General features: G+C 65.1%; 22 protein-coding genes. 12 read left to right on the forward strand and 10 right to left on the reverse strand.

Annotated elements, in window-relative coordinates:
- Positions 1-78 precede the first annotated feature (78 nt).
- Entirely contained in the window at positions 79-558 is a 480-nt protein-coding gene (locus XH89_RS32285) for a DUF992 domain-containing protein (protein WP_194464341.1), read from the reverse strand.
- A 390-nt stretch (positions 559-948) separates the two neighbouring features.
- Positions 949-2,151 carry a pyridoxal phosphate-dependent aminotransferase gene (locus tag XH89_RS32290; RefSeq protein WP_194464342.1) on the reverse strand — a complete coding sequence of 401 codons (1,203 nt, stop codon included), beginning with the start codon at positions 2,149-2,151 and terminating at the stop codon, positions 949-951.
- A 76-nt stretch (positions 2,152-2,227) separates the two neighbouring features.
- Between XH89_RS32290 and XH89_RS32295 the strand changes: the two genes are divergently transcribed.
- The 6 genes from XH89_RS32295 to XH89_RS32320 all read left to right on the forward strand — a co-directional run bounded on the left by XH89_RS32295 (position 2,228) and on the right by XH89_RS32320 (position 6,667).
- Positions 2,228-2,545 carry a hypothetical protein gene (locus XH89_RS32295; RefSeq protein WP_194464343.1) on the forward strand — a complete coding sequence of 106 codons (318 nt, stop codon included), beginning with the start codon at positions 2,228-2,230 and terminating at the stop codon, positions 2,543-2,545.
- A gap of 184 nt (positions 2,546-2,729) precedes the next feature.
- The gene (locus XH89_RS32300) at positions 2,730-3,380 is read left to right on the forward strand and encodes a glutathione S-transferase family protein (RefSeq protein ID WP_194464344.1); all 651 of its coding nucleotides are present in this window, start codon (positions 2,730-2,732) and stop codon (positions 3,378-3,380) included.
- 155 nt (positions 3,381-3,535) lie between these two features.
- A complete protein-coding gene (locus XH89_RS32305) occupies positions 3,536-3,712 on the forward strand; it encodes a hypothetical protein (RefSeq protein ID WP_194464345.1) in 177 nt (58 codons plus the stop codon).
- 361 nt (positions 3,713-4,073) lie between these two features.
- Complete coding sequence (locus tag XH89_RS32310; protein WP_194464346.1) at positions 4,074-4,880, forward strand: PAS-domain containing protein; 807 nt, start codon at positions 4,074-4,076, stop codon at positions 4,878-4,880.
- Between the two features lie 76 nt (positions 4,881-4,956).
- Positions 4,957-5,412: a GNAT family N-acetyltransferase gene (locus tag XH89_RS32315; protein ID WP_194464347.1), complete on the forward strand. Its 456-nt coding sequence runs from the start codon at positions 4,957-4,959 to the stop codon at positions 5,410-5,412.
- 313 nt (positions 5,413-5,725) lie between these two features.
- Positions 5,726-6,667: an aldo/keto reductase gene (locus XH89_RS32320; RefSeq protein WP_194464348.1), complete on the forward strand. Its 942-nt coding sequence runs from the start codon at positions 5,726-5,728 to the stop codon at positions 6,665-6,667.
- 19 nt (positions 6,668-6,686) lie between these two features.
- On the opposite strand, the gene XH89_RS32325 is transcribed toward XH89_RS32320, so the two are convergent.
- The 3 genes from XH89_RS32325 to XH89_RS32335 form a co-directional block, all read right to left on the reverse strand.
- Positions 6,687-7,010 carry an antibiotic biosynthesis monooxygenase gene (locus XH89_RS32325; RefSeq protein WP_194464349.1) on the reverse strand — a complete coding sequence of 108 codons (324 nt, stop codon included), beginning with the start codon at positions 7,008-7,010 and terminating at the stop codon, positions 6,687-6,689.
- 148 nt (positions 7,011-7,158) lie between these two features.
- Entirely contained in the window at positions 7,159-8,376 is a 1,218-nt protein-coding gene (locus tag XH89_RS32330; protein WP_194464350.1) for a DUF1501 domain-containing protein, read from the reverse strand.
- Between the two features lie 2 nt (positions 8,377-8,378).
- Positions 8,379-9,944, reverse strand: coding sequence for a DUF1800 family protein (locus XH89_RS32335; protein WP_194464351.1), 1,566 nt, complete (start codon positions 9,942-9,944; stop codon positions 8,379-8,381).
- Between the two features lie 115 nt (positions 9,945-10,059).
- Here XH89_RS32335 and XH89_RS32340 point away from each other — a divergent pair, with 115 nt between their 5' ends.
- Positions 10,060-10,254, forward strand: a complete 195-nt coding sequence (locus tag XH89_RS32340) for a cysteine-rich CWC family protein (RefSeq protein ID WP_194464352.1) — start codon at positions 10,060-10,062, stop codon at positions 10,252-10,254.
- A 212-nt stretch (positions 10,255-10,466) separates the two neighbouring features.
- Entirely contained in the window at positions 10,467-11,264 is a 798-nt protein-coding gene (locus tag XH89_RS32345) for an outer membrane protein (RefSeq protein WP_246767923.1), read from the forward strand.
- A gap of 57 nt (positions 11,265-11,321) precedes the next feature.
- Here the strand turns inward: XH89_RS32345 and XH89_RS32350 are convergent, their stop codons facing one another.
- The 3 genes from XH89_RS32350 to XH89_RS32360 all read right to left on the reverse strand — a co-directional run bounded on the left by XH89_RS32350 (position 11,322) and on the right by XH89_RS32360 (position 13,154).
- On the reverse strand, positions 11,322-12,020 hold the full coding sequence (locus XH89_RS32350) for a glutathione S-transferase family protein (RefSeq protein WP_194468700.1): 699 nt from the start codon (positions 12,018-12,020) through the stop codon (positions 11,322-11,324).
- Between the two features lie 127 nt (positions 12,021-12,147).
- Entirely contained in the window at positions 12,148-12,378 is a 231-nt protein-coding gene (locus XH89_RS32355) for a hypothetical protein (protein ID WP_194464354.1), read from the reverse strand.
- Positions 12,375-13,154 (reverse strand): sulfite exporter TauE/SafE family protein, encoded by a 780-nt coding sequence (locus tag XH89_RS32360; protein ID WP_194464355.1) that lies wholly within the window; start codon positions 13,152-13,154, stop codon positions 12,375-12,377. The genes XH89_RS32355 and XH89_RS32360 overlap by 4 nt, the downstream gene beginning before the upstream one ends.
- Before the next feature lie 266 nt (positions 13,155-13,420).
- Between XH89_RS32360 and XH89_RS32365 the strand changes: the two genes are divergently transcribed.
- The 4 genes from XH89_RS32365 to uvrB all read left to right on the forward strand — a co-directional run bounded on the left by XH89_RS32365 (position 13,421) and on the right by uvrB (position 18,070).
- Positions 13,421-14,335 carry a LysR substrate-binding domain-containing protein gene (locus XH89_RS32365; protein ID WP_194464356.1) on the forward strand — a complete coding sequence of 305 codons (915 nt, stop codon included), beginning with the start codon at positions 13,421-13,423 and terminating at the stop codon, positions 14,333-14,335.
- A 172-nt stretch (positions 14,336-14,507) separates the two neighbouring features.
- Positions 14,508-14,735 carry a hypothetical protein gene (locus tag XH89_RS32370; protein ID WP_194464357.1) on the forward strand — a complete coding sequence of 76 codons (228 nt, stop codon included), beginning with the start codon at positions 14,508-14,510 and terminating at the stop codon, positions 14,733-14,735.
- A gap of 60 nt (positions 14,736-14,795) precedes the next feature.
- Complete coding sequence (locus XH89_RS32375; RefSeq protein ID WP_194464358.1) at positions 14,796-15,026, forward strand: hypothetical protein; 231 nt, start codon at positions 14,796-14,798, stop codon at positions 15,024-15,026.
- Between the two features lie 89 nt (positions 15,027-15,115).
- Complete coding sequence (gene uvrB / locus XH89_RS32380; protein WP_194464359.1) at positions 15,116-18,070, forward strand: excinuclease ABC subunit UvrB; 2,955 nt, start codon at positions 15,116-15,118, stop codon at positions 18,068-18,070.
- A 99-nt stretch (positions 18,071-18,169) separates the two neighbouring features.
- Here uvrB and XH89_RS32385 read toward each other — a convergent pair whose 3' ends face one another.
- Together XH89_RS32385 and XH89_RS32390 are read right to left on the reverse strand one after the other, a co-directional pair.
- Positions 18,170-18,349 (reverse strand): hypothetical protein, encoded by a 180-nt coding sequence (locus tag XH89_RS32385; protein ID WP_194464360.1) that lies wholly within the window; start codon positions 18,347-18,349, stop codon positions 18,170-18,172.
- A 96-nt stretch (positions 18,350-18,445) separates the two neighbouring features.
- Positions 18,446-18,694, reverse strand: a complete 249-nt coding sequence (locus tag XH89_RS32390; protein ID WP_194464361.1) for a hypothetical protein — start codon at positions 18,692-18,694, stop codon at positions 18,446-18,448.
- Between the last annotated feature and the right edge of the window lie 288 nt (positions 18,695-18,982).

Raw genomic sequence — 18,982 nt, forward strand, 5'->3', positions numbered from 1 at the left:
GTGCCGGCACGGCTATCGCCGCTTGTTCCACCTCTCCCCGACGGGGAGAGGTGGAGAGAGAGCCTCGCTCGCGATATCTTAACGGCCCGGACGCAGTTCCAGGCTTTCGAGACCGGCGGCGACATTGAGCCCGACCTGGCCCTGCACGCTGAGCGGCTGGAGCGCGATCGAATTGTTGGAGCCACCGACCAGCACATTGCCGCCGAGGCCGACGCCGACCGAAGCGCTGCCTTGCGCGCCCGCGTAATTGCCAGAGAGATCGCCGGGACCGAGCCGGTCGACCGGCGCGAACACGCCCCAGGCGAGCGTGGTTTCCTGGGTGATGCCGATGTCGAGGCCGACCTTGCGAATGGTCGCGACGTAGCGGTCTTCAGGCAAGCCGTCGGCGCGCAGCACACAGCCGAGATTGGTCACCGATCCCACGATGAAGCCGACGCTGGCGCCGCCGCGGCATTCGAGCACGCCGACCCGAACCATCCGCTGCTGCGCGCTGCCGCTCACGACGGAGGCAACGAGACTCGCGACAGTGAGCCCGGCGAAGATGAACGAGCGGCGCATGAAATATCTCCGGCTATGAGTGTGATGCGAGCAGAGAAAAGCGCCCCACCCGTGTTGCGCGATGGTCTATGCCACAAGAGTTTTGGAGTTGCCAGATCGCGCGCATCTAAAACCAGTTTCGCGGAGAGAGCCCCTCACCCCACCCTCTCCCCGTAAGAACGGGGCGAGGGAGTGGCCGAGCGGCGCGTCCCTCACAATGCGGACGAACGACGGAGCGCTCCCTAAACCTCTCCCCGCCCTTGTGCGGGGAGAGGTCGGATCGCGCAGCGATCCGGGTGAGGGGCATGGCAAGACGCCGACCCGATCAAAGCACCATTCGACTCCACCTGGTCGAAGCACAAACAAAAAGGCCCGCCGAAGCGGGCCTTTTCAATTCGCACTGTCTTCGGCTCAGCGCAGATTGCCGCAGAAGCGCTGGATGCGCTTGCAGGCGTCTTCGAGATCCGAGGTCTTGGTCGCATAGGAGATACGGAACGCAGGTCCAAGGCCGAAGGCCGAACCCTGCACCACCGCGACGCCTTCGGTCTCCAGCAGCTCGGTGACGAACTGCTCGTCGTTTCCGATCACATTGCCCGACGGCGCTTTCTTGCCGATCGTGCCGGCGCAGGACGGATAGACGTAAAACGCACCTTCGGGACGCGGGCACTCGATGCCGTTCGCCTGGTTGAGCATGGAAACGACGAGGTCGCGGCGCTCCTTGAACACCTTGTTGTTGGCCGGGATGAAGTCCTGCGGACCGTTCAGCGCTTCCACCGACGCCCACTGCGCGATCGAGCACGGGTTCGAGGTCGACTGCGACTGAATGGTCGACATCGCCTTGATCAGCTGGGCCGGGCCGCCGGCATAGCCGATGCGCCAGCCGGTCATGCAATAGGCCTTCGACACGCCGTTCACGGTCAGCGTGCGGTCGTAAAGGCTCGGCTCAACCTGCGCGACCGTGGTGAACTGGAAGTCGTCATAGACAAGATGCTCGTACATGTCGTCGGTCATCACCCAGACATGCGGATGCTTGACCAGCACGTCGGTGAGCGCCTTGAGCTCGGCGCGCGTATAGGCCGCGCCCGTCGGGTTCGACGGCGAGCACAGGATCACCCATTTGGTCTTCGGCGTGATCGCGCGCTCAAGCGCTTCGGCGCCGAGCTTGAAGCCGGTCGCCGCGGTGCAGACCACCGGCACCGGCTCGCCGCCCGCAAGCGCCACCATTTCAGGATAGCTGACCCAGTACGGCGCGGGGATGATCACCTCGTCGCCCGGATTGATGGTCGCCATCAGCGCGTTGTAGAGCACCTGCTTGCCGCCGGTGCCGACGATGATCTGGTTCGGCTTGTAGACGACGCCGTTCTCGCGCTGAAACTTCGCGATGATCGCGTCCTTCAGCTCAGGGATGCCGTCGACCGCGGTGTACTTGGTCTTGCCGGCCTCGATGGCGCGGATCGCCGCCAGCTTGATGTTGGCGGGCGTGTCGAAGTCGGGCTCACCGGCACCGAGGCCGATGACGTTGCGGCCCGCCGCTTTCAGCGCGCGTGCTTTATCCGTGACCGCGATGGTCGCGGACGGCTTCACACGGTCGAGCGCAGCGGCAAGGAAGGACATCGTCATCTCCTGACAAGCGTCGTGAACCCTTTGGCCTCACGACTCTGATTGTGGGAATACAGACACCCTAAAACGTGTGCCGCTGCACCGCAAGAAACTTCGGCCTGATCTCGCAAAAGTTTGCGGATTTCCGGCGGCCAAAGCCCGATTTCCCGCAATTTTCCGCAACTTTGCCGGGCAACCTCCTCATATCCGGCAAGGCTTGTCCTCGGAGCAATTTTGCGTGGTGCGATCAAGCTTCGGTACCGTCATGGCCGGGCTTGTCCCGGCCATCCACGCCTCGCCGCGCGGCACGAAGAACATGGATGCCCGGGACAAGCCCGGGCATGACGAACCCGCCGCTTCGCACACGATCGCGCGACGCGATGCGTCGCGCGTGCTGACGCAAGCGTGATCTGATTTGCAGCGCCTCGCGAACAAGATCTTCCCTGGCGTTGCAGTGCGGTAGGGTTTTCGAGTTTTTCTATGGTGCGGCCCTTGCGGCGGATTCGCATCGGCATCATTGTTTAGCCGCGGTCCGGGGCAACATGCACCGCACCTTTCCGTCCATTGCCCGTCCTTGGAATCGAACTCCCAGAATGTACAAGCTCTATTCGATGCAACGCTCGGGCAACAGCTACAAGGTCCGCCTTGCGCTGGCGCTGTTGAACCTGCCTTACGAAGCGATCGAGGTGGACATTCTGCGCGGCGAGAGCCGCACGCCTGATTTCCTGACCAAGAACCCGTCGGGCCAAGTGCCGCTACTCGAGGTCGGCGACAATCGCTTCCTTGCCGAGTCCAACGCCATCCTCTGGTATGTCGCCGTCGGCACGCCGCTCGCGCCGGAGAACCGGATCGATCGCGCCGAGGCGCTGCAATGGATGTTCTTCGAGCAGCACGCGCTCGAGCCGAATATCGGCGCCGCCTATTTCTGGCTGTCGCTGGTCAAGGGCGGCCGCGACCTGCAGACCCATGCGCTGGAGGACTGGATGGAGCGCGGCTATGGCGCGCTCCAGGTGATGGAGAACCATCTCAAGACCAGCGCCTATTTCGCCGCCCGCCAGCTCACGGTCGCCGACATCGCGCTGTACGGTTACACCCACCTCGCCGATCGCTGCGACTTCGACCTCCAGCCCTTCCCGGCAATCCGGGACTGGCTGAAGCGCGTCGAGGCGGCGCCCGGCTTCGTGTCGATGGATTGGCGGCCGGCCGACATCGACGACCCCGCCAGCATCGCGGCCGGGGCCTGAAATCCGGTGCAGCGTTAAGAAATAGCGGGTATAGCGTTAACCTTTGCCGCAATCCTGCCGCTTTCGCCGCGTTCGCCGCCGCAATATTGCCAGTTGAAATTGTGAAGTTGTTCGGCGTCGCGGGTGATTCGCCCGCACGTTGAAGGATTTAGACCATGATTCGGGCGTCCGGCACGGTCGGCTTTCAGGGCCGCTCCGCCATTGCCGCCTCTTCCCGGTTGACCCATGCGGTGGCGGCCTCGCTTGCCGTCGCAGCACTGTCGTTGTGTCTGATCGTCACCCTCACGGTGCTGTCGACCAGGGCGACCATGGCGATGGGCCTGCCGGTCTGATCCCCGTTTCATCCTGGACCAGCCTTCACGGCGCCGCGGGACCCGCGCCTGATGGCATCGCGACAGGACACCGATGAAATCGCCTGTGGTAGTTGTGGCAATCACCCTGACTGCGGCCATCCTGGTCGCGGCATCGCTGTTGATTTTCGTCGGCACCCGCAAGGATCCGAGGACGTCGACACAGAATGCACCCACGCTGCAACAGCGCGTGATGCGTACGCATTTGGTCTAAAATCATCCGAAAGCTTTGAGCGCGCAGGCAAGCTCCGCTTAAGCGCGCCGCACGAAACCGCATTGCGCTCGCGCAACCAAGGGTCAGTCTGGCGGCCTTATCTCGTTCAGGAAGGAACGAGCGAAGCCCATGCGGTTCGGATGGCGTGCCATGTCCGGTCCCGTGCTGACGGCAGCGATCGCGCTGCTGGCGATTCTGCTCGACCGTGCCGTTCCTCTTCCCTCGCCTGCGCCGTTGTTCGTCTGCGTCGTTGCCCTTGCCGGCGCGCTGTCGGGCTTCGCCTCCGCCATGACCAGCGCGGCGCTTGCCGTGGCAGGCGCGGCGCTGTTCTGCCTCGGCCACCGTGCCATGCCCTTTCAAGCCGCCGCCGATCTGATCGGACTCCTCGCGGTGACAGCCTTCGGCACCGCAGGCATCACCGGCCTGATGCGCGAGCGACTGCTCGATGCCTTCGCCGCCGAGCGGCACACCCACGCCACGGCCGCGCGGCTATCCGCGGCGCTCGACCAGGTCGACATCGGCATCGTGCTGCTCGATGCCGAGACCCGCGCCGAATTCATCAACCGCGCATTCCGCGACTATTTCGCGCTGCCCGACGACAAGGCCGACGAGAAGCCGCCCTTCATCGCGCTGATGTATCACGGCCGCGATACCGGCGCGTTCGAGCTGCCGGAGGAGGAGCTCGGCGTCTTCATCGCGCAGCGCATGGAGATGGTGCGGACCGGCGACGCCACGCCGATCAACATCGCCTTGCGCAATGGCGAGGTGCTGCGCTTCGTCTGCACCGCGCTGCCCGACGGCGGGCGCATGCTGAGCTACACGCCGGTGACGGACCTCGTCCGCCACACCGACGCCCCGGCACGCGCCGACCATTATCGCTCGCTGCGCGATCCCGCGGCGCGGAAGCTGATCCGCTACTTGCGCGTTGCGGAGTGATGCGCGACAGCGCGATTGATCAGAGCGCCCATCGTCACGTATGAAGGACGCCTCATCGATCCCGTGGATGTCCCAGATGTCGCTCACCATTCGTTCCGTCACCCGGCAGGACTACGATCAATGGCTGCCGCTGTGGGACGGCTACAATGCCTTCTACGGCCGCTCCGGTCCGACCGCGCTCGCGCCCGAGATCACACACATGACCTGGCAGCGCTTCTTCGATGCCTATGAGCCGGTGCATGGATTGGTCGCCGAGAGCGACGGCAAACTGCTCGGGCTGACGCACTATCTGTTCCATCGCAGCACCACGGCGATCGAGCCGTCCTGCTATTTGCAGGACCTGTTCACGAACGAAGCCGCACGCGGCAAGGGCGTCGGCTCGGCGCTGATCCATGGCGTCTACGAGCGCGCCAGGCAGGCAGGCGCGCCCAGGGTCTACTGGCAGACCCACGAGACCAACACCACCGCGCAGAGCCTGTACGACAAGGTCGCGGAACGCTCCGGCTTCATCGTCTACCGGAAGATCTTCTGATTTTTTGGGGGGGCCTCTTTTGAGCATGATCTTTTCGGAAAACCGCTTCGCACTTTTCCGGATCATGCGGCCCTGTGGATAACTCCTGATGTCACCGGCGCGTTACATGACGGGGTTAGGCTGCAGTTGCGTCTGATCAGGCCCCCCGTCACCGATCAAGCGCCCCAAGCGGTCCCCGTCAGTCGCCGCGTCTACGGGGGCCGCATTTTTTTGTCTCGCTCCCTGTCGGCATGGCAGCAACGCAAGCGGCCGCTTGCCGGTGCCGTGCGCCGCGGTCACAATGGGTGCCTGCTTTGTTCTGACAGGATCTCCCATGGAAATTCGTAATCTCGGCGGCTCCGGCCTGCGCGTGTCCGCGGTCGGGCTCGGCTGCAACAATTTCGGCCAGCGCACCGATCTGGAAACCTCGCGCAAGGTGATCCACCGCGCGATCGATCTCGGCATCACGCTGTTCGACACCGCCGACATCTATGCCGGCATGGGCGGTTCGGAGACGGTGCTGGGCACCGTGCTCGGCGATCGCCGCAAGGACATCGTGCTCGCCACCAAATATTCCAAGCCGATGGCGGCCGACGGCACCAAGCAGGGCGCCTCGCGCCGCTACATCATGAACGCGGTCGAGGCCAGCCTGACGCGGCTCAAGACCGATTACATCGATCTCTACCAGCAGCATGATTACGATCCGCTGACGCCGCTGGACGAGACGCTGCGCGCGCTCGACGATCTCGTCCGCCAGGGCAAGGTCCGCTACATCGGCCATTCCAACTTTCCGGCCTGGCGCATTGCCGAGGCCGAGTTCACCGCGCGCGCGATGAATGTCAGCCGCTTCGTCTCGGCGCAGGACGAGTACAGCCTCCTCGTTCGCGACATCGAGAAGGACCTGCTGCCCGCAGCCCAGGAATACAAGCTCGGCCTGTTGCCGTTCTTCCCGCTGGCGAGCGGCCTGCTCACCGGCAAGTACCAGCGCGGCGCAGCCGCCCCCGCCGACACGCGCTTCGGCAAGGCGCCGGCATTGCGCGACCGCTATGTCACGCCGCGCAACGAGGACATCGTCGAGAAGCTCCAGGCCTTTGCGAAAGCCCGCGGCCATTCGATGCTGGAGCTCGCCTTCTCCTGGCTCGCCGGGCGGCCGCAGGTCTCGAGCGTGATTGCCGGCGCCACCCGCGTCGAGCAGGTCGAGCAGAACGTCAAGGCGATCGCCTGGCAGCTCACGGCCGAGGATCTCGCCGAGATCGACAGGATTACCAAGGCGTGAGGGTTTGGTGCGCGGCGCGCTATTTGGCGCCGCGTCCGACCGTCTGCATCACCTCAAAGCCTTCGAACTGGGGATGGCCGAGGTAGAGCGGCTTGTTGTCGCCGGCCCGGGCATGCGCCGCGCGAAACGCCTCCGACTTGGTCCAGGCATCGAACGCCGCGTGATTGGCCCACACCGTGTGCGAGGCATACAGCGTGTGGTCCTCGAGCTCTGGGCCGCGCAGCAGATGGAATTCGACGAAGCCCGGCACCTTGTCCAGATGCGTGTCGCGCGAGAGCCAGACCTGCTCGAAGGCGGCTTCCGATCCCTTGGCGACGCGGAAGCGGTTCATGGCGATGTACATGCGGGTGGTCTCCTGATGTCAGAAGATAGTTCGTCATTCCGGGATGCGCCGCAAGGCGCAGGCCCGGAATCCATTTTGCGACAACGCCCGGCGATGAATGGATTCCGGGCTCTCGCTACGCGCGCCCCGGAATGACAGTGCTTGTAGATTAAGCCACCAATCCCTTCATCGGCCTGGCGCTGGCGCTATCCGGAAACACGGTCTGGGCCAGCACTTGATCCGACAGGCCGAACTGTCCCTGCAGCACGCCCTTGATGACGGAACGCAGATCGGTGGTCGGCTTCAGGTCGCGGCCTTCATAGAGGTTGGCGGGCTTGAGGCCGGGCCAATCCGAGATGACGCGGCCGCCTTTTACGGCACCGCCGGCAAGCAGCGCGATGGTGCCGGTGCCGTGGTCGGTGCCATCGGTGCCGTTGATGCGCGCGGTGCGGCCGAACTCGGTGGCAACCACGACGACGGTGTCGCGCCAGCGATTCCCCAAGCCGCTTTCGAATTCGGCGAGCGCACTGTCGAGACCGCCAAGCAGGAAGGCGAGGCGCCCGACCGGGCCGCCTTCATTGGCGTGCGTGTCCCAGCCGTCGAAGGCGAGCGCTGCGATGCGCGGCCCGTCGTCGGCGGCCATCAGCTTGGCGGCGCCACGCGCGACCTGCCGCATCTGTGCGGCCTGGTTGCCCGGCTTCGGCTTCATGTCGTCGCCGCTCGCAGCCTTCTCGAGCTGCAGGCCCTGCGTTAGCGCCGAGGCCAGCGCGGGATCGCGATGACGGTAGAGATCGACCAGCCGCATCGCGGTGTCGTCATCGGCCTGCGGCAGCGCGACCGGCGCCCAGCCGACGGTCGGCGCATTGCCGCGCAGCACCAGCGGCGTGGTGGGGCCGACCGCAAGTCCGCTCGACACGCGCTCGCCGCGCGGCAGCGCTTCGAGGGCGCGGTTGAGCCAGCCGGACTGCACGCGGCCCGGACCGGCATAGCCGCTCTCGAGCACGTCCTGGCCATCGAAATGCGAGCGGTCGCGATAGGGGGTCGAGACAGCATGGATCACAACGGCATGCTGGTCGCGATACATCCGCGCAAATTCCGGCATCGCCGGATGCAGCGCGAAGAAGCCGTCGAGCCTGGTCGCGGGATGCGCGCCGTCCGCCGCGAGCGCGATCGCGCCATGCAGGCCGGCATAGTCGGGGTCGCCGATCGGCGCGACGGTCGCGAGCCCGTCGAGCGCGCCGCGCAGGATCACCACGACCAGGCGCGGATCGCGTCCGTCGGCCGCGCGCGCAAATTTCGGCAAATAGGCCCAGGCCGCGAAGGAGGCGCCGCCGAGCAGAAGGCCGCGGCGCGAGGTGAGGAGCCGGTTTTCGACGCAGTCGATCATCTTCATCTCCTCTGCAGTTCCGGCGACATCAACAGCAGCGCCAGCGCCTGCTGGCGCGATTCCGCGCGCTCGATGGTCCGCCGGGTTTCAACTGACGCCGCCGCGCCCGCGGCGAATTCCAGCAGGTCGAGCGGATCGATGTTCGGTCCGAGCCGCGCGCCCATCTGGGAGGCAATGTCGAGCCGGAGCTTCAGGCCTTCGGGCGCGGCCCAGGCGGCCGCGGTATCAGGGAAACCGTTGGGGCCGGCAGGCGTCCACAGCGGCTGGCCGAGCAGGTTCAGACCGTTCAGGTAGAGCCCGGGATCCTCCGGTACGCGCGCAAGCAGCCGGCCGCTCGCGACCAGGAAATCGTAAGGCGAGCGCATCTTGGTGAGCGGCGCCTGCCAGGCCTCGTTGGCATCGACCAGCGCCATGGCGAGCGCCTTGAGGTCGCCGTCGGTCTTGACGAAGACATCGCGCAACCGCGCCACCAGCGCCGGCGGCGGATCGTCGGCGACGAAGTGCCGGACGAATTTTGTCGCAATGAAGTTCGCAGTCGAGGGATGACGCGCGATGTCGGCGAGCGCGGCCTCACCCTGCGCCAGGCCCGTCGCTTCATAGGTCTTGCCGAGCAGCACCTGCGGTCCGGGCTGGTGCGCGTTGGCGTTGAAGGCGAAGGAACCGGGCACCCCGATCTGCCCTTTCCGGCCCGCAAAGGTCCAGCCGGTGATGATGCGCGCGAGCGAGGTGACGTCCTCCTGCGTATAGCCGCCGCCGACACCGAGCGTATGCAGCTCCATGATCTCGCGCGCGAGATTTTCGTTCAGCCCGCGCTTGCGGTTCTGGCCCGCGCGCGAGTCCGGTCCGAGCGATTGCTGGTTGTCGAGGAAGAACAGCATCGCCGGATGCTGCTCGACCGCCTTCAGCATATCGGCGAAGCGCCCGAGCACGTGGGGACGGATCGCCTCGCGCTCGAACGCACCGGCCCACATCCGCGCCAGCTCGCCCTTGCTGGCGGAGATGCAGAAATGATTGGACCAGAATACGACGAGGCGCTCGGTGAAGCCGCAATCGACCAGCATCGCGCGCTGCAACCGCGCCAACGCTTCAGTGCGAAAGGTCTTCTGGATCACGTTGAGCGGCTGCGCCGGCTTTGCTGCAGCCGGCGCGGCGGCGCCGGGCTGCATGCTGCCAGGCTTCATCGCGTTGTCGGCCGCAGGCTTCGCCTCGGATGTCTGACCGGCGATCTCGGTCATGACGGTGTTGAGCGAGAGATTGCGCCGCAACTGGTTGTCGGGCTTCTGCTCAGCGGGCGGCTGCGGCGCCGGTGCTTCGGTCGGCGTGGCCGTCTTCGGCGCCTCGCGCGCCTGCTTGACCTGGTCCTGATAGGCGAACGCCGCCTGCCCGAGCTGCGGCGTCGATTGCAGGCCTGGCGCCTCCAATAGCACGCCAAAGGGACGGGCCAGTTCCGCCTTCACGAATCCTCTGGGATCGGACGCTGCATTGATGAGATCGCCAGATGCACCGCCGCGGGCGCCGAAGCCGAAGCGGTTCAGCGCAACGAGGGCGGCTTGCGGATCGCGGGCCATCGATTTGTCCTCCGCGCGTTGCCGACCGCTTTTCGACTGTGTCGGCGAAGCCTAATATATCGAGGCAGGGAGATGAACCCGACATGAAAATGACGGCGAAGCTATTGCGTAAATCATGACAATTTCGAAAGAATTCGCGTTGCAGGAACCATCGGCACGCCGCCTCGCCTGCTCCCGCTGCGGCACCGAGTTCGGCTGCGACATGTCCGGCGCCTGTTGGTGCGCGGAGGAGACGGTGCGGCTGCCGATGCCCGCAAAAGGCGAGGATTGCCTGTGCCGCGAATGCCTGCGCAAAGCGGCGGCGAAGTAGTTTGCGCCGCTAATGATGAGGCGCGGTCGCGGATGCCTCCGGAGGCCGATCGCGATCCGCCCCGCGCGGTATCCTGTTCAGAAACGACCAGAAACATTTGGCGCGGGCGTGACATTCCGAGCACAGCCTGTGCGCGAGAGGCGTGCTATCAATTTCTACCTAAGATTTGAATGGCTGGGACTTACATGACGCGAGCTGGCTTGTTGCGACCCGTGCTCTTCGCCGTCATCGGCGGGATGGCGTCCATCGCCGCGGCATCTGCCGCCGATATGCGCGCGCCGATTTACAAGGCTCCGCCTGCGGTCGCTCCGTTCAGCTGGACGGGATTTTACGTCGGCGCAACCGCCGGCGCCGGATGGACCCAGGCCGATCCGAGCCTGAGCATCGTGAATGGAGCCATCCCGCTTTACATTCCTGCCGATATTCCCGGGCTGAGCGCGCTCGGGTCTCCGGGCCTGTCGGGCACCAACGCGATCGTCGGCGCCAAGGCTGGCTACAATCAGCAATGGGGTGCCTTCGTCGGCGGTATCGAAGGCGACATCTCCTGGTTCCATTTCAACAAGACGGTCGCGACGGCCGGTGCTCCGTTCCTGACGTTCCCCGCCGGCACGGCAGCGTTTTCAACCACTGTCTCGACCAACTGGCTGGCGACCATTCGCGGCCGCGCCGGTTACGCGGTCAACAAGGCGCTGTTCTATGCGACCGGCGGTGTCGCCATCGGTGACGTCAGATATTCGAACACCTATGTCGGTTTCTCGCCGCTCGGATCCGGTTTCGAATTCGAGGCGGCTACGGTCAGCCAGACACGCGTCGGCTGGACCGCGGGTGCCGGCATCGACTACGCGATCACGCCGCATTGGGTGGTGAGCGGGGAATACCTGCACGTGGATTTCGGCTCGGTCTCGACCTCCGGCCTCGTCACCACCGGCAGCACGCGTACCGCGACCTTCAATATCTCGACCAAGCTGACCAGCGACATCGGCCGGGTCGGCATCGCCTACAAGTTCTGACCAAGGTTCACGCGTCACGGGGATGAGCTGCCTTCGGCCAGCTCGCCCCTTGAGCCACTAGACGGCAAACCCCGGCGATCGCCTTGCCATGCCGTCGAACGCATCGAGCATCTTTTCGCGCCAGGCATAGACCGGATCGTCGGCCTCGAGCAGCTTGAAGGGGCTCACCACGCGCGCCCATTGGAAACCGCCGAACACGATGTAGTCGGCATAATCAGGTGCATGCCCGCCGATGAAGGGCTGCGTCTTGAAGGTCTGGCGCATCACCTCCAGCGATTTGCGGAAGGTGACCACACCCGCATCGCGGTTCGCCATGATTTCTTCCAGTCTCTTGCCGCCAAAGCGCGCCTCGCGCGACTCTCGGAAATAGGCGGCATCGACCTCGGCCAGATTTTTCGAGATATCAGCGATGATGAGCGGAAAGATGCCGCCGACGATGGCGATGTCGCCCCATGCATTGATCATGCGCGCCATGGCGCGGCCGCCCTCGCCGCCGAACAGCGACGGACGATCCGGAAAATTGTCTTCGAGATAATTCGCGATCGTCCAGGAATCGACCACCGCCCTGTCGTGATGTAGCAGCACCGGCACACGCTGCGAGCCGTGCGGGGCGATCGCGCTCTTCTCGGTGAAACGCCAGGGCAGCGATTCCGCCGTCAGCCCCTTATGCGCCAGCGCCATTCGCGTACGCCAGCAGTAAGGACTGAAGGGGCGCGAGGCATCGGTGCCGACGAGTTCGTAGAGCTTGAGCGACATGGTGGTCTCCACACGCTCCGTCATTGCGAGGAGCTCTTGCGACGAAGCAATCCAGACTGCTTCCGCGGAGACATTCTGGATTGCTTCACTGGCGCTCGCAATGACGATGTGGGGGCAGAAGGGCGTATCAGCGCCCGTTCGCGCGCAGCAGCCTCTCGCCCTCTTCCGTCACCGCAATGACCAGCCCCATGCCGGGCAGTGTCTCGCGCGCGACGAAGCCACGGTCGGCGGCGTCCTCCCAGATGGTGAGGCGCGGGCACGAGGTCTTCCAGGTCGAGATTACCTCGGCATAGGCGCGCGGCTCGCGCGCGATCCATTCGACGAAGTCCAGCACCAACGGATCCGCGGTCTGGCTCATTGCAAACCTCCCTTGTCGAAGGCGGCCAGCACCGGCGTGCGAACCAGCAGCCAGCCGCCATAGGCGATGTAGTAGCAGGCGATGGTGGTGATCAGCTTGTACGACCAGGCGACGAATTGCTGGTCTGTCATGGCTTCGAGCAGGCGCCGCGCCAGCGTGGTGCCGAGCATCGAGGCGAGAATTGCGACGCCGGCAAGCACCGGATCGAGCGAGGCGGCCTGGTCGATGATGCCGCCGAAATAGATCAGCTTGGTGAGATGGCTGACAACCTGGCACATCGCCTTGGTCGCCACCTTCTCGCGCCGGCCGAAATTGCCGCCGAGGAAGAACGTGTCGAGCAGCGGCCCAGAAACGCCGGTCATCAGCATCAGGCCCATGCAGATCGTGCCGTAGACGGTGCCCTGCCAGAGGCGATCAGGGTCGGGCTTGATGTTCGCAGGCAGCAGTCGCGCCATGAACGGCGTGGCCCCCAGCATCAGGAGTGCCATCGGCTTGTCCGGCACGTAGCGGGTGAGCGACCACGCACCGAGCGCGATGGCGGCGCCGACCAGATAGTTCGCGACCGGCCGCCAGCGGATATGCGCGCGCCACAGCAGAGCGCGCCAGCCGTTCGAGGCCATCTGCGTGATCGCATGCAGCACCATCGCGGTCGGCAGCGGCATCAGGGCCAAGAGCACGCCGATCAGGATCAGCCCGCCCGCCATGCCGAACAGCCCCGACAGGAACGCGGTGGCGACCATCAGCAATCCGAGGGCAGCGATCATGATGGGCGTCACGTGGGAATTCTCCAATGTTCGACGGGTAAGGGACGCAAGACTGTCTGCTCTCCCTCGCCCCGCTTGCGGGGAGAGGGTGGGGTGAGGGGGAGCCTCCGCGCGGACGGTGAAAGCTGCACTCGCGGAGAGTCCCCCTCACCCGCCACGCTTCGCGTGTCGGCCTCTCCCCGCACGCGGGGAGAGGCAATGGGAAGGTGCCTCGCTTGCCCCATCAGCGCAAACTGAGTTATCTTGGCCTGGCATCAGCTTTCCTGAGGGTCCCTCGTTTGCGGCGGTTGCTCTTTCTCAACGGCATCAAGGCTTTCGAAGCGGCGGCCCGGACCGGCAGCTTTGCTGCGGCTGGGATCGAGCTGAACGTCTCTGCGGCCGCCGTCAGCCGCATGGTGCATCTCCTGGAAGAGCGGCTCGGCGTCGCGCTGTTCGAGCGCAAGGCCAACAAGCTGGTGCTGACGCAGGCGGGCCGCGCCTACCAAAGCGGCCTGACGCCGATCTTCGATGCGCTCGCCAGCCTCACCGCGCAGGTGACGGCGCCTGCAAGCGTGCGCGTGCTCACCATCGGCGTCGGACATACGTTTGCGATGCGCTGGCTGATCCCGCGGCTGTCGGAGTTTCGCAGCGAGGAGCCCGATATCGAGGTGCGCTTCACCACCGGCGGCGCCGAGGTGCCGTTCGGCGAGGACTGGAGTTGCGGCATCAAGCTCGGCACCGGCGACTGGCCCGGCCTCGTCGCCGAACCGCTGTTCGCGGGCGATTTGACGCCGGTCTGCGTGCCCCGCCTCGCCAGCGGCCTGAAACGGCCGGCCGACCTCAAAGGGCCCGGCCTGATCCGCGTCACGCATTCGCCGGAGGATTGGCCGATCTGGCTGAAGGCTGCCGGCCTCACCCGGATCAACGCGCGGGGCCCCGAGTTCCAGTTCTACGGCCAGGCGCTCCAGGCCGCCGCCGACGGGCTCGGCATCGCCATGGGCATCCGCCCCTACATCGACGATGACCTCGCTGCCGGACGCCTGGTGGCACCGTTCGACCTTTCCGTCCCTAAGGGCATGCGCTGGTATCTGCTGTACCGCAGCTTTCAGACCGAGCAGCGCGACTTTGCCGCGTTCCGCCGCTGGATCATGCGCGCTGCGGCGGAACCCGCCGCCCGTCCGCGGCGGTTCGGACGCACTAGCGGACGGAACTAGGTTCTTGTTTTGACGCGTTTTCTTGACGCGAACCGGTATCCACTTCGCTCGAAAACGCTCTGGCGCATCAACCATTCGGCTGAAAAAGCCGGCCGCTTGTGAACGGCTTCACATTTCGAAATCGGCAATCGTGGTCCTCTAACCCTCCGACAAGAGCATTTGGGGACTACCAATGACGACCCTCTACGACGGCTTTGACATCGAATCCTTCGAAGCTGGCAAGGGACTGTGGCACGCCCGTATCCGGCGCGCCGATTTGAGCCCGCTTGCCATCGACGGCGTGCTGTTTCCGACCATGGAAGTCGGATTCGCCTGGCCCGATCCGGACGCCGCGATCGCCGACGCCAAGCATCACATCGACCGCTTCCGCCGGCACGCCGACGACAGCGACGACGAATAGATCTGGCGAGACGACAGCGGGATTGAGCCACAGCGCGGCATAACAGGGGGACACCGGTTCATGTCAGTCATCGAATACGACGACACTCCGCGACCGAGAATCTATTCGCGCGAGGTGCTGTCGATATGCCCGGAATGCGACGGCAATCTCACGGTGCTCCGTGTGATCGGCGGCCGCGCCGGCTGCGAGTACTGGACCATGCGCTGCACCGATTGCGGCGGGATCCATCTCGACATCCTCGAGCCGCGCCTGACCGTGGTCGATGGCGACGGTCCGCTGCCGGCGGCGTAAGAGGCCTGCTGCCAACCTGCTGTCAGCAGCCTGCGCAGGGATCTGGCTTCGCCCTTTTCTGAAGGGCGGACTCGTCCCATATTCGCCTCATGGCGAAGAAACCTGCTCCCCCAAAATCCCCGAAAACCAAGGCTCCGAACTCGAAGGCACATCGGCCTGATGTGCAGCCGATCGGGCCGGCGCTGGCCGAACTGCTCAATCCCGCGATCAATCGCGGCGATGCCGGGCTTGGCTCGGGCACCGGGTTGCAGCCGCCACCGGACAATTCGCGCGACCGCCGCGCCGGCGGCGAGGCCGCCGCGCATCGGGCGCGCGCCTCGACCCCGAAGGAATTTCCGCAGGATTCGACGCGGCCGATGCCGCTGCGACCCAATCCGCAGCCGGTGGGAGTGCGCAGCTCGACCGAAGGTCTTGAGGAGGCGCCGCAGGCCAATTACGGAACTGCGGCCACGATCCCGACGCTCGATCCGGAACTGGCGCGGCAGCTCGGCCTTCCCACTGAGGAGGACGATGCCGAGGCGCTGGCGCGGCCGCCGCGCAGCAAGATGGAGGCGCTCGGCGTCAAGGCCACGGCCGATGCGCTGGAATCGCTGATCCGCGAGGGCCGGCCCGAGTTCCGCAAGGACGATGGCTCCATGAAGGTGTGGACGCCGCACCGGCCGCCGCGCCCGGAAAAGTCCGAGGGCGGCGTGCGCTTCGAGATCAAGTCGGAATACCAGCCGCGCGGCGACCAGCCGACCGCGATCAAGGAGTTGGTCGAGGGCATCGAGCGCAACGACCGCTCGCAGGTGCTGCTCGGCGTCACCGGCTCCGGCAAGACCTACACCATGGCCAAGGTGATCGAAGCGACGCAGCGCCCGGCCCTGATCCTGGCGCCGAACAAGACGCTGGCCGCCCAGCTCTATGGCGAGTTCAAGAATTTCTTCCCTGACAATGCAGTCGAGTATTTTGTCAGCTATTACGACTACTACCAGCCGGAAGCCTACGTTCCGCGCACCGACACCTATATCGAGAAGGACTCGTCCATCAACGAGCAGATCGACCGCATGCGCCACTCGGCGACGCGCGCGCTGCTCGAACGCGACGACGTCATCATCGTCGCCTCGGTGTCCTGCATCTACGGTATCGGCTCGGTCGAGACCTACACCGCGATGACCTTCGCGCTCAAGAAGGGCGAGCGCATCGACCAGCGCCAGCTGATCGCCGACCTCGTCGCGCTCCAGTACAAGCGCACGCAAGCCGATTTCACCCGCGGCACGTTTCGCGTGCGCGGCGACGTCATCGACATCTTCCCGGCGCACTATGAGGACCGCGCCTGGCGCGTGAATTTGTTCGGCGACAGCATCGAGAACATCGAGGAATTCGATCCGCTCACCGGCCACAAGCAGGACGAGCTCGAATTCATCAAGATGTACGCCAATTCGCACTATGTGACGCCGCGCCCGACGCTGGTGCAGGCGATCAAGTCGATCAAGTCGGAACTGAAGCTGCGGCTCGACCAGCTCAACAACCAGGGACGCCTGCTGGAAGCGCAGCGGCTGGAGCAGCGCACCACTTTCGACCTCGAGATGATGGAGGCGACCGGAAGCTGCGCCGGTATCGAGAACTATTCGCGCTATCTCACCGGCCGTCGCCCCGGCGAGCCGCCGCCGACGCTGTTCGAATATGTGCCCGACAACGCGCTGATCTTCGCCGACGAAAGCCACGTCACCATCCCGCAGATCGGCGCCATGTTCCGCGGCGACTTCCGCCGCAAGGCGACGCTGGCCGAATACGGCTTCCGGCTGCCCTCCTGCATGGACAACCGCCCGCTCCGCTTCGAGGAGTGGGACATGATGCGGCCGCAGACCATCGCAGTGTCGGCGACGCCCAGCGGCTGGGAACTGAACGAGAGCGGCGGCGTGTTCGTCGAACAGGTTATTCGCCCGACCGGACTGATCGATCCGCCCGTCGATATCCGCCCGGCGCGCACCCAGGTGGACGATCTCGTCGGCGAGGTGCGCGCGACCGCTCAGGCCGGCTATCGCTCGCTGATCACGGTGCTGACAAAACGCATGGCGGAGGACCTCACCGAATATCTGCACGAGCAGGGCATCCGCGTCCGCTACATGCACTCCGACATCGACACCATCGAGCGCATCGAGATCATCCGCGACTTGCGCCTCGGCGCCTTCGACGCGCTGGTCGGCATCAACCTGTTGCGCGAGGGGCTCGACATTCCCGAATGCGCTCTCGTCGCAATTCTGGACGCCGACAAGGAAGGCTTCCTGCGCAGCGAGACCTCGCTGATCCAGACCATCGGCCGCGCCGCGCGCAACGTCGACGGCAAGGTGATCCTCTATGCCGACCAGATGACCGGCTCGATGGAGCGCGCCATCGCCGAAACCAACCGGCGCCGCGAGAAGCAGGTCGAGTACAACACCGCCAACGGCATCACGCCGGCGAGCGTGAAGAAGAACATCGGCGACATCCTCAATTCCGTCTATGAGCGCGACCACGTGCTGGTCGAGGTCGGCGGCCACGACATGACCGACGACGTCATCTCGATCGGCCACAATTTCGAAGCCGTGCTCGCCGATCTCGAGACAAGGATGCGCGAGGCCGCCGCCGATCTGAACTTCGAGGAGGCCGCCCGCCTGCGCGATGAAGTCAAGCGCCTGCGCGCCACCGAACTCGCCGTGGTCGACGACCCCACGGCAAAGCAGCGCGCCGTGACGAGCAAGGCGGGCGCCTATGCCGGCACCAGGAAATACGGCGACGCCGCCAACCTGCCCGTCAGCGCCATGAAGAACAAGAGCGCCGCAACGGCGCTCAAGGCCGGCAGCGGCAAGGGCTCACGCGTCCACAAGCCGCATCTCGACGAGATGCACGGCCCGGAATCGCTGCCCTACCGCGCCAGCCCATCGCTGCCATCAAAGCCGTTCGGCAGCACGAGCCGCATCATCCAGCCGACGGATTCGCGGCAGTCGGGCCCGGAGTTCGGGCCCGCGCCGAAGTCGACGGGCGGGATGCCGGGGCGACGGGGTGGGTGGAAGAAGAGGTAATTCGCTTCAGTGGCGACGGGCCTGCCATCACCCCATTCTCGCCGTCACCGAAAACTTCAGCACGATCGCAGACGCTGGCGCTCGTCGCGACAGACGGCATCAGAGCTGTCGGAAGAAAACGAGGTAGAGGGCGAGGCCGATCGTCGAGAACGACAGCAGGACGCCGAACCAATTATATTTGACGCCCTGCGCGCGGGAGGCTCTTCTGATGAAAGCGCCGAGGAAGCACAGGAACAGGATTGCGAGGACGATACCCCACAAGAGCTTCCTGACGTCCATCGTCCCCTCGCCCGGCTCAACCCCAGCGTTTACAGATGGAATTTACCATCGAAGCATGCCGGATCAAAGGCGGCGGGAGCGCAGCTTTCCATACCGTTACAGCTTGCCCTGCCCGTTCACCTGGCTCTGCTGTTGCTGCTGCTTCTCCTGCTGCTCTTGCTGTTCCTTGGCGTGATGACGCCCGTAGAGGCAGCCGGCGGCGGCACCGAGCATGCCGTGATGGCCGGCATAATGGCCGGCCACGCCGCCGACCACGGCGCCCTTGATGCAGCCCTTGGCATTGGCGGCGGAGCTCGCGCCGAGCATGAGAAGCGCGGCCGTGACGGCGAGAAGCGGGGATTTCATGGGTCATGTCTCCTGCGGTGTCGGCGTCTCAACAAGCACCAGCGGGCTGAAGTTCCCGCGCTCGTCGCAGGGCGTGACGCGCCGACCGTCATGCCCTGCCGGCGCCCGCCGGTCTTGCGTGCCAGTGCAAGCACGGCCGCCCCCCGGGAAATTACGGGGTTCTATTGTAAATCTCACACCTTGCGCTCACTTGTGCATTGCGAAAACGTGAATTGCGGTTTGGCCGAAATCCGGTATTTTGTTCGCATACAAATGAGTTGAGCAGCCCCGAGGCACATTGCCGTGCAT

The sequence above is a fragment of the Bradyrhizobium sp. CCBAU 53340 genome (genome assembly GCF_015291645.1).
GTDB lineage: Bacteria > Pseudomonadota > Alphaproteobacteria > Rhizobiales > Xanthobacteraceae > Bradyrhizobium.